The sequence below is a fragment of the Halorubrum persicum genome, assembly GCF_002727125.1.
GTDB classification, from domain to species: domain Archaea; phylum Halobacteriota; class Halobacteria; order Halobacteriales; family Haloferacaceae; genus Halorubrum; species Halorubrum persicum.
The window spans coordinates 1-10,475 of sequence record NZ_NHOA01000050.1 but is presented as its reverse complement, the minus strand read 5'-3'; the positions used below and the strand labels follow the sequence as shown (position 1 = coordinate 10,475).

Sequence of the window (10,475 nt, the reverse complement as noted above, 5' to 3'; positions counted from 1 at the left end):
GCGGGGAGCAGAGGGGTCGATCCAGCGGGGAGCGGGGTCGGTGTCGCGCGCGGCCGACCAGTCGAAAGAGCCACGGCGCCCGATGTCGACCGACCGGTATGGAGTACGAGGAGCCGAAGTTCTTCCACGTGATGCAGTACGCGGCCCGGGCCGACGGGGATGTCATCGACATGGTGAGCGGCAACCCCGACTGGGAGCCGCCGGCCGCGCTGCGGGAGGCGCTCCACGAGTACGCCGACCTCCCGCCGGACGACTTCCAGTACCCGCCGAGCGAGGGGCTGCTGGAGCTCCGCGAGGCGATCGCGGCGCGGCGGAACGTCGACCCCGACCGCGTGGTGGTCACGAACGGGACGGGCGAGGCGAACTACCTCGCGATGGCGCGCGCGTTCGAGCGCGGCGCGGGCGACGAGGCGCTGCTGATGGACCCCGTCTACCCGTACTACCCCGGGAAGACGGATATGCTCGGCGGGGAGTCGACCCTCGTCCCGACCGAGCGCGACGGCGGGCTCGACGTCGCGGCGATCCGCGAGGCCGCGAGCGCGGACACGGCGCTGATCGTCCTGAACACGCCGAACAATCCGACCGGCGCCGTCTACGGCACCGACGCGATTCGCGAGGTCGTCGCGATCGCTGAGGCGGTCGACGCTCTGGTCGTGGTCGACGAGGTGTACGACCACTACGACCTGACCGGCGAGTTCGAGTCCGCCCTGACGCTCTCCTCCGACCGAGTGATCGTCACCAGCGGCTTCTCGAAGTCGATGGCGATCACGGGGTTCCGAGTCGGCTACGGCGTCTTCCCCGAGGCGCACGTCGGCGACGCCAAGACGCGGCACATGCTCGTGAACGTCACCGGGGCGCGGCCTTCGCAGTACGCGGTCCACCACGCGCTCGCGGAGACGCCGCCGGACTACTACGCGGAGGCGCGCGACCTGCTCGCCGCCCGCGCTGACGCGTTCACCGACGCGCTCGACGCCGCCGGCGCCGAGTACACCCGCCCGGAGGGTGCGTTCTACGTGCTCGCGCGCTTCGACGGCTTCCCCGGCACGATGGCGAACGTCAAGCGCCTCGTCGACGAGGCCGGCGTCGCCGGGATGCCGGGCGACGCGTTCGGCACCGCCCGCGACGAGTGGATCCGCTTCGCCCTCGTGACGCCGCGGGCCGCCGAGGCCGCGGAGCGACTCACCGACTACTTCGCCGCCGACGCCCCTGATCCGCGATGAGCGACGACGACACCGACGACACCGACGACATCCTCGACTACTTCAACCGCAGTCCGTTCCGCGACCTGCTCGACATCGAGGTGACCGAGGCCGCGGAGGGGCGCGCGGTCGGCCGCCTGCAGTTCGGCGAGAAGCACTCCTCGAACCGCCGGCAGGCGATCGCCCAGGGCGGCGTCGCCTTCTCGCTGGCCGACAGCGTCGCCGGCGCGGCCGCGACCGCGCTGGTCGGGTTTCCGACGCCGACGATCGACTTCCGGATCGATTACCTCGCGCCGGCGACCGACGACCTCGTCGCGACCGCGGAGACGGTCCGCGAGGGCGGTGAGACGGCGGTCGTCGACGTGGAGGTCGTCCAACCGGACGGCGACGCGGACGAGTTCCGCCGCGACACCGAGGCGGACGACGACGCCGAGAGCAGAACGGTCGCCGTCGGCAGAGGCGTGTACAAGACGAGCGATCTCCCGGACGACGCGCCGTGGGATCTCGATCAGGGAGAGTGAGAGCCGCGGTCGGCGTGCGCCTGCGGTGCCGAGCGCGGTTGAGACGGAGGGGTGGTCACGCCGCGCACCCGCGACCCGCGAGTGTCCGTCCGAACCCGCGCGCCAGCGCTCAGCCGAAGTTCTCGACTTTGGCCGCGTCGGCGTCCCCGCCGGCGGCCTCGACCGCGGCCTCGGCGTCGGCCACCAGGTCGGCGAACCCGTACACGAAGACGGTTTCACCCTCGCTTCCGGTCAGCGACTCGGCGACCGCCGCGTCGAGCGCCTCGTCCGCGTCGAGGCGGTAGACCGCGGCCCCGCGCTCCTCCAGCGCGTCCAGCCGGTCCGCGTGCGACACGTCGTCGTCGCGGTAGACGACCGCGGCCTCGGCGCCGTCGTCGAGCGCGCGCTCCGCGATGGCGACCGCCGGGCCGACGCCGGGGCCGCCCGCGATCACGACCGCACGCGGCTCCCCGTCGTAGTGCTGATCGCCGAAGGGGCCGGAGAGGGTCATCTCCGTGCCCGCCTCGGCGTCGGCGAGAAACGCGGAGAACTCGCCGCCTTCGTCGGGGTCGATGCCGATCGTGACTTCGAAGGTGTCGCCGACGGTCGGCGACGAGAGGGTGTAGAAGCGGGCGACGGATTCGCCGTCGATCTCGGTACCGAGTTTGACGAACTGACCGGGCTCGGCGGCGAACCCGTCGGGGGCGTCGAACCGGAGGGCGTACGTGTCGCGGCCGACCGTTTCGACCGCGCTGACAGTCGCTGTCGTGTCCATGTCTGCGATCCGACCGGGAGACACAAACGTGTTCCCGTCGGCGTCGGTGCTGCCCGTGTCGAAACCGACGCGAGCGCCCGTCCGTCGGACCGAGCCGCGGGCCGTCCCTCTTCTCTCCGTCCTTTTCGCCCTCTCCGCCCTCTCCGGTTCGCCCTCTCCGCCCTCTCCGGTCTCTCCACGCGCCCCCCGCTTGTGCTCGGGCGCGGACGGCTCCCGGCGCTGCCCTCCGCTGTTCGACGACCGTCGAAAACACCCGACGACGATGCGGGTCGATCGTGAGAGATACCAAAAACACTTGTCCAGCATAAACGACATATACCCGTAACCGGGCGCTCTTTCCGTCAAAATTCGCGCAGAATTCAGTAAATGTTCAGAAATGGGTCGATGGCTCCTTCCAGAAGTCTTTTGATGAGTCCGGCGAAATCCCCCTCATAGCATGGCTGCGGACTTCAATTGGGCCGTCGGCGGGGAGGCCGGCGACGGCATCGACTCGACCGGGAAGATCTTCGCGCAAGCGCTCTCTCGGGCGGGTCGACACGTGTTCACGTCGAAGGACTTCGCCTCGCGGATCCGAGGCGGTTACACCGCCTACAAGGTGCGAACCTCCGTCGACAAGGTACAGAGCGTCGTCGATCGCCTGGATGTTCTCATCGCGCTGACTCCCCGGACGATCGAGGAGAACCTCGAGGAGCTCCACGAGGGGTCGGTGATCATCTACGACGGCGAGCGGACGACGATGCAGGACGTGGAGATCCCCGAGGAGATGATCGGGATCGACGTTCCCCTCAAACGGCTCGCCGAGGAGGCCGGCGGAGCGATCATGCGGAACGTCGTCGCGCTCGGCGCGGCCTGCGAGGTCGCCGAGTTCCCCATCGAGAACCTCGACTCCGCGCTGGAGAAGCGCTTCTCCGATAAGGGCCAGAAGCTCGTCGACAACAACAAGGAGGCTGCCCGCGCGGGGCAGTCGTACGTCGCCGAGGAGTACGACCACGAGTTCGACTACGACCTCGAGACCACCGACGAGGACTACGTCCTCCTCAACGGCGACGAAGCAATCGGGATGGGCGCCATCGCGGCCGGCTGCCGCTTCTACGCCGGCTACCCGATCACGCCCGCGACCGACGTGATGACGTATCTCACCGGTCGGATCGAGCGCTACGGCGGCCACGTCGTGCAGGCGGAAGACGAGCTGTCCGCGATCAACATGGCGCTCGGCGCCGCCCGCGGCGGTGCGCGGTCGATGACCGCCACGTCCGGTCCGGGGATCGACCTGATGACCGAGACGTTCGGGCTCATCGCGACCTCGGAGACGCCGCTGGTCATCTGTAACGTGATGCGCTCCGGCCCCTCGACCGGGATGCCGACGAAGCAGGAGCAGGGCGACTTAAACCAGATGCTGTACGGCGGCCACGGGGAGGTCCCCCGGTTCGTGCTCGCGCCGACGACGATCGCCGAGTGCTTCTGGAAGACGGTGGAGGCGTTCAACCTCGCCGAGAAGTACCAGCTCCCCGTCTACCTCACCGCCGACCTCTCGATGGCGGTCACCGAGCAGACGTTCTCCCCGGACACCTTCGACATGGACGAGGTGGAGGTCGACCGCGGCTTCGTCGTCGACGAGGCCGACATCGACGACCACATGAGCGACTCCGGCGGCTTCCAGCCCCACGAGATCACCGACGACGGGATCTCGCCGCGGGCGTTCCCCGGCACCGCCGACGGCGCGCACATGTCCACCGGCCTCGAGCACGACGAGCAGGGCCGCCGGACGGAGGACACCGAGATGCGCGTCGAGCAGGTCGACAAGCGCAACCGAAAGGTCGAGACGGCCCGCCAACGCGAGGACTGGAGCCCGCGCGAGTTCGGCGACGCGGACGCCGACACGCTCGTGGTCACGTGGGGGTCGAACGAGGGCGCGCTCGCCGAAGCCGTCGAGTTCCTCGCGGACGACGGGTACGACGTGCGGGTGCTCTCGGTTCCGTACATCTTCCCGCGACCGGACCTCTCCGAGGACGTGGCGGCGGCGGAGAACGTCATCGTCGTGGAGTGTAACGAGCAGGGGCAGTTCGCCGACCTCGTCGAACACGACGTGTTAGAGCGGGTCGACCGGATTAACAAGTACAACGGCGTGCGGTTCAAGGCTGACGAACTCGCAGACGACATCAAAGCGACCCTCTCGGAGGGGGTTGAGGCGTAACCAATGAGCTCAGACATTCGATTCACCGACTTCAAGTCCGACAAGCAGCCGACGTGGTGCCCGGGATGCGGCGACTTCGGCACCATGAACGGGATGATGAAGGCCCTCGCAGAGACGGGCAACGACCCCGACAACACCTTCGTCGTCGCCGGTATCGGCTGTTCCGGCAAGATCGGCACGTACATGCACAGCTACGCGCTCCACGGCGTTCACGGACGCGCACTCCCCGTCGGCACCGGCGTCAAGATGGCCCGGCCCGACATCGAAGTGATGGTCGCCGGCGGCGACGGCGACGGCTACTCCATCGGCGCGGGCCACTTCGTCCACGCCGTTCGACGCAACGTCGACATGACGTACGTCGTGATGGACAACCGCATCTACGGGCTGACGAAGGGGCAGGCCTCGCCGACCTCGCGTGAGGACTTCGAGACCTCGACGAGCCCCGAGGGCCCCAAACAGCCCCCGGTCAACCCCCACGCGCTGGCGCTGGCGTCGGGCGCGACGTTCATCGCCCAGTCGTTCTCGTCGGACGCGCTCCGCCATCAGGAGATCATCCAGAAGGCGGTCGAACACGACGGGTTCGGCTTCGTGAACGTCTACTCGCCGTGCGTGACGTTCAACGACGTGGACACCTACGACTACTTCCGCGACTCGCTGGTCGACCTGAAGGAGACGGACCACGACCCCAGCGACAAGGCGGCCGCCAAAGACGTCATCTTCGACGACGAGACGGAGCATCAAGGCGTCATCTACCAGGACGAGGAGTCGGTGCCGTACCACGAGCGCCACGGCGTCGACGAGGACATGTCCGTCATCCCGGACGGCGCGCCCGAGGGCGCGACGGACCTCGTCCGCGAGTTCTACTGACCCGGCGCTGAGCGGAACGGTTTTTTGCGTCGCGTTCCGGCTGCGACCAGTTCGCTGAGGGGTCGGACCGCCTTCGGATATTCCGTCCTCAACGAACCGCCAAATTTCGGCGGCCGAACCGGCTCACGGCCTGGTTGCGACCGGTTTCAGCAAGCCTAATTACGTGGGTCCGTATTCACGGGTATATGGTTGATCGCTACGACGTCGTGATCGCGGGTGCCGGACCGGCGGGCGCCCAGTGCGCTCGCGATCTGGCGACGCGAGGCTACGACGTCGTCGTTCTCGAAACGGAACCGGAAGACGAGTTCCCCCGCCAGAGCAACAAGTCGACCGCCGGGACGTTCCCGTCGATGATGTCCTCCTTCGGTATCCCCGACGACGTGGTGATGTCGTACACCGACGACGTGGTGTTGGAGTCGCCCAACAACCACTACAAGAGCTACCAACCCGGCGCGGTGTTGGAGTTCGCCGAGTTCAAGCGGTTCCTCGTCGAGCACGGCCGCGAGAACGGTGCCGAGTACCGGTTCGACGCGCGGGTTTCCCGCCCCATCCTCGACGACGACGGCGTCATCGAAGGAGTCCGGTACAACGGCGACGAGGAGGTGTACGCCGAGGTGGTCGTCGACGCGACCGGTCCGGCGGCGCCGATCGCGAGCGCGCTCGACGTGGTCGACCTCGAGCGCGAGAACCAGGCGATCGGCATCGAGTACGAGATGGAGGGCGTCGAGATGAACCACCCGGAGTACGCCGACCTCCGCCGGGCGATGATGCTCCGGCTCGACCACGACATCGCCCCCGGCGGCTACTCGTGGATCTTCGCCACCGGCGAGGACACCGCGAAGGTGGGGATCTGTTACATCCAGAACGACCGCCACCGCGAGTTCGCCCAGGACGGTCAGACCGTCGACGGCTACCTCGACGCGTGGGTCGACCGCGACCCGCGGTTCGCCGACGCCGAGAAGATCGACGGGAAGGTCCACCGCGGCTCCGCGCACATCCAGATGCCCGACGAGATGCACACCGACCGCTTCCTCGCGATCGGCGACACGGTCCCCTCCATCGACCCGCTGTGGGGCGAGGGGATCCACAAGGGGATGAAGTCGGCCCGCGCCGCGGCGGCCACCGTCGACCGGTGTCTCACCGACTCGGAGCGTCGCCTCGACGCCGAGAGCCTCGCCGTCTACGAGCGGCTCTGGCACCGCGACGTGGCCCCGCGGATGAAGGCGCGCCTGATGCTCACGCGGCTGCTGTACCTCGCCCCCAACGAGCGCTACGACCAGTTCATGCGCGATCTCCAGCGGGCGGAGGAGAACACGCTCGAGAAGGCGAACCGCGGCCAGAAGGCGTCGATGGCGAAGCTCCTCCACCTCTCCGACCTCCCGCTCTTGACGAAGTTCGCGCGCGAGCAGTTGGGAACGTAGCGTCCCGCCTCCGCGTCGACCGGTCGACCGATTTTTGAACCGGCTCCGGCCTAGCGTCGGTCACTGATTGCCGGGCATCCTCACGAACCACCGGTAGCGGGTGCTCTCGGGGTAGTGGTGGGTATCGGTGATCGGGAGCGGCGCGGGCGGTGCCCGCCCCGAGAAACGCGGATGGACGCGGTCAGAGAGGCGGTGACGGACCGCCGTCTCAGTCGTGTCGGAAGCAGCGCGAGCCGGTGAACGCCATCGCCATGTCGTGCTCGTCGGCCGCGGCGATCACGTCCTCGTCGTTGACCGAGCCGCCGGGCTGGACCACGGCCTCGATCCCGGCCTCGGCCGCCTCCTCGATCGCGTCCGGGAACGGGAAGAAGGCGTCCGAGGCCATCACGGCGCCCTCGGCGGACTTCCCGTCGGCGTCCTTCTCGGCCTTCATCCCGGCGAGCGTGACGGCGTCCACGCGCGACACCTGCCCCATCCCGACGCCGACCGTCTCCGTTCCGGTCGCGAACAGGATCCCGTTCGACTTCACGTGTTTGAGCGTCTTCCACGCGAACGTCATCGTCTCCAACTGCGCCTCGGTGGGCTCGCGCTCGGTGACCACCTCGAGATCGTCCGGGGCCGGCGACTGGCGGTCTCGCTCTTGGACCAGCCGTCCGCCGACGACCGGCTTCTCGGTGAACCGCTCGGAGAAGCGCTCGTCGCCCTCACCGAGGGGGCCCACGTCGAGGACGCGGAGGTTCTTCTTCTCGCGGAGCACGTCGAGCGCGCTGTCGGTGTAGCCGGGGGCGACGACGACCTCCTTGAAGGAGTCGGCGATCGCGTCGGCGGTGTCGGCGTCGCATGTGCGATTCAGCGCGACGATGCCGCCGAACGCGGACTTCGCGTCGGTGCGGAGCGCCCGGTCGTACGCGTCCGCGAGCGTGTCGCTCGTCGCGCAGCCGGCGGGGTTGGTGTGTTTGATCACGGCGGCGGCGGGCTCGTCGAACTCCTTGACGAGGTTCAGCGCGGCGTCGGCGTCGTTGTAGTTGTTGTACCCCATCCCCTTCGCGCCGGGGTTCAGCTGGGGCGCGTCGACGACGCTCGCCTCCTCGCAGCCGTCGTCGACGTAGAGCGCGGCGTCCTGATGGGGGTTCTCACCGTACCGCAGCGACTCGGCGCGCTCTTCGGAGACGAACCGCCGCTCGGGGAAGTCGCCCCCCGCGTCGCCGTCGACGGTCACGTCGACGGGCGCGTCGTCACCGTCGCGCTCGACCGTCACGCGGTCCTCCGCGAACCACCGCACCGCCCGCGGGTACGCCGTGAACTCGGCGTCGCGGAGCACGCGGTCTTTCAGCGCGTCGGCGTCGTCGCCCTCGTAGACGGGCACCGGCTCCTGCGTGACGATCGGGCCGGCGTCGACCTCCTCGGTGACGACGTGGACGGTACAGCCCGTGGTGCGGACCCCGGCGTCGAGCACCTGCTCGTGGGCGTCCGTGCCGGGGAAGGCGGGCAACAGCGAGGGGTGGACGTTCAGCGTCGTGGGCACCGCGTCGAGGAACGCGTCGGTGAGCACGCGCATGTACCCGTCCAGGCAGACGAGGTCGAAGTCGTACCCCGCCAGTCGGTCGACGATCCGTCGCTCGTGGGCCGCCCGCGACTCCCCGTCCTCGCGCTCGACGACCTCGGTGGGGATCCGCCGCTCCGTCGCGGCTTCCAAGACGGGCGCCTGCTCGCGGTTGGTCAGGACGACCGACAGCTCCGCGCCCCCCGGCGCGGCGTCGGCGATGTGTCTGAGGTTCCGCCCCCGGTTGCTCGCGAGTCCGGCGATCTTCATACACGATGGGACCGACCGATCGCGTATATCGATTGCGGTCCGTCGCGGGAGTCTATTCACGTTCGCGGATACATCTCAGCCGAGACCCCGGTAGAGATCGAAAACGGATCCACGTCCGTGCGACTCCCATCGACACGCTTTTGCTGGCTCCGGCGGCAGTCGCGGACATGACCGACGACTCCGAACCGACGGGCCGTGACGCTATCGCAGGGCTGTCGCGGTCGGACCCGCTCGCGGCGGTGTCTCCCCTCGACGGGCGCTACGCCTCCCGGACCGCGCCGCTGTCGCCGTACGTGAGCGAGGCCGCGCTCATGCGCGCCCGGACCCGCGTCGAGGTCGAGTACCTGATCGAACTCGCCGCCCTCGACGCGACGCCGATCGCGCTCGACGGCGACGCGGAGGCGCACCTCCGCGCGATCTACGAGGAGTTCTCCGTCGAGGACGCCCGCCTGATCAAGGCGCTCGAGGTCGAGGGTGCCGAGGGGTACAGCGCGACCAACCACGACGTGAAGGCGGTCGAGTACTTCTTGCGGGTCCGGCTCGACGGGCTGGCGGCGTCCGGACCGGTCGCGGATAGCGAGGCGCTGTACCCGTGGATCCACTTCGGGCTCACGAGCGAGGACGTGAACAACCTCGCGCACCGGATACTGGTGAAACGGGCGGTGAGCGAGGCGGTCGTCCCTGCGATCCGCGAGGTGCGCGACGCGCTCGCCGAGCTCGCGCGGGAGCACCGCGAGACGCCGATGCTGGCGCGCACCCACGGCCAGCCCGCGACCCCGACGACCTTCGGCAAGGAGATGGCCGTGTACGCCTCGCGGCTCGGTCGCGCGCTCGGGCGGGTCGTCGTCGCGAACGGCGATCTCTCCGGGAAGCTCGCGGGCGCCTCGGGCACCTACGCCGCCCACGACGCCGCCTACCCCGAGGTCGACTGGTCGGCGTTCGCGGAGTCGTTCGTGCGCGGGCTCGACCTCGAACACACCCCGCTCGCGACGCAGGTGAACCCCTGCGACGACCTCGCCGCGCTGTTCGACGCGCTGCGGGGCGTCAACAACGTCCTCCTCGACCTGGACCTGGACGCGTGGCTCTACGTCTCCGACCGGTACCTCGGGCAGCGCACCGTCGAGGGCGAGACCGGCTCCTCGACGATGCCGCACAAGGTGAACCCGATCGACTTCGAGAACAGCGAGGGGAACCTCTCGAAGGCGAACTCGGACCTCACCTTCCTCGCCGACTACGTGACGACCTCGCGGCTCCAGCGCGACCTCTCGGACTCGACCGTCAAGCGCAACGTGGGCGCCGCCCTCGCCCACTGCCTGATCGGCTACTCGAAGGCCGGCGACGGGCTCGAAACGGTCGTCCCGAACGAGACCGTCATGCGCGAGGAGCTGGCGGCGACGCCCGAAGTGATCGGCGAGGCCGTCCAGACGATCCTCCGGCGCGAGGGCGACACGGACGCCTACGAGCGCGTGAAGGAGCTCACCCGCGGGAAGCGCGTCACCCTCGACGACTTCCGCGACCTCTTCGACGACCTCGACGTCGACGAGGGGGTTCGCGAGGAGCTGAAGGCGCTGACGCCGACGTACCCGGCCGGCGTCAGCGCCTTCAGCTCCTCGCGAACCCCCTCGTCGACGTCGAGGTCGTCGAAGAGGTCGCGGAAGTCGTCGAGGGTGACGCGCTTCCCGCGGGTGAGCTCCTTCACGCGCTCG

The 10,475-nt window shown here is 69.1% G+C and carries 8 protein-coding genes; 6 read left to right on the top strand and 2 right to left on the bottom strand.

Annotation, left to right across the window (positions count from 1 at the left end; all coding sequences use genetic code 11):
• Positions 1 to 98: 98 nt before the first annotated feature.
• Together DJ69_RS08040 and DJ69_RS08035 are read left to right on the top strand one after the other, a co-directional pair.
• The gene (locus DJ69_RS08040; RefSeq protein ID WP_099255153.1) at positions 99 to 1,220 is read left to right on the top strand and encodes a pyridoxal phosphate-dependent aminotransferase; all 1,122 of its coding nucleotides are present in this window, start codon (positions 99 to 101) and stop codon (positions 1,218 to 1,220) included.
• Positions 1,217 to 1,720, top strand: a complete 504-nt coding sequence (locus DJ69_RS08035) for a PaaI family thioesterase (RefSeq protein ID WP_099255152.1) — start codon at positions 1,217 to 1,219, stop codon at positions 1,718 to 1,720. Before DJ69_RS08040 ends, DJ69_RS08035 begins: the two co-directional genes overlap by 4 nt.
• 109 nt (positions 1,721 to 1,829) lie before the next feature.
• On the opposite strand, the gene DJ69_RS08030 is transcribed toward DJ69_RS08035, so the two are convergent.
• Positions 1,830 to 2,474, bottom strand: coding sequence for an FAD-dependent oxidoreductase (locus tag DJ69_RS08030; RefSeq protein ID WP_099255151.1), 645 nt, complete (start codon positions 2,472 to 2,474; stop codon positions 1,830 to 1,832).
• A 436-nt stretch (positions 2,475 to 2,910) separates the two neighbouring features.
• Between DJ69_RS08030 and DJ69_RS08025 the strand changes: the two genes are divergently transcribed.
• The 3 genes from DJ69_RS08025 to DJ69_RS08015 all read left to right on the top strand — a co-directional run bounded on the left by DJ69_RS08025 (position 2,911) and on the right by DJ69_RS08015 (position 6,956).
• Positions 2,911 to 4,668: a 2-oxoacid:acceptor oxidoreductase subunit alpha gene (locus tag DJ69_RS08025; protein ID WP_099255150.1), complete on the top strand. Its 1,758-nt coding sequence runs from the start codon at positions 2,911 to 2,913 to the stop codon at positions 4,666 to 4,668.
• A gap of 3 nt (positions 4,669 to 4,671) precedes the next feature.
• Positions 4,672 to 5,535, top strand: coding sequence for a 2-oxoacid:ferredoxin oxidoreductase subunit beta (locus DJ69_RS08020; protein WP_099255149.1), 864 nt, complete (start codon positions 4,672 to 4,674; stop codon positions 5,533 to 5,535).
• 185 nt (positions 5,536 to 5,720) lie between these two features.
• Positions 5,721 to 6,956, top strand: a complete 1,236-nt coding sequence (locus DJ69_RS08015) for a digeranylgeranylglycerophospholipid reductase (RefSeq protein WP_099255148.1) — start codon at positions 5,721 to 5,723, stop codon at positions 6,954 to 6,956.
• Positions 6,957 to 7,164: 208 nt separating this feature from the next.
• Here the strand turns inward: DJ69_RS08015 and purN are convergent, their stop codons facing one another.
• A complete protein-coding gene (gene purN, locus DJ69_RS08010) occupies positions 7,165 to 8,769 on the bottom strand; it encodes a phosphoribosylglycinamide formyltransferase (protein WP_099255147.1) in 1,605 nt (534 codons plus the stop codon).
• 167 nt (positions 8,770 to 8,936) lie between these two features.
• Here purN and purB point away from each other — a divergent pair.
• The coding region (purB, locus tag DJ69_RS08005; protein WP_245851566.1) for an adenylosuccinate lyase at positions 8,937 to 10,475 on the top strand (1,539 nt) is incomplete at its 3' end.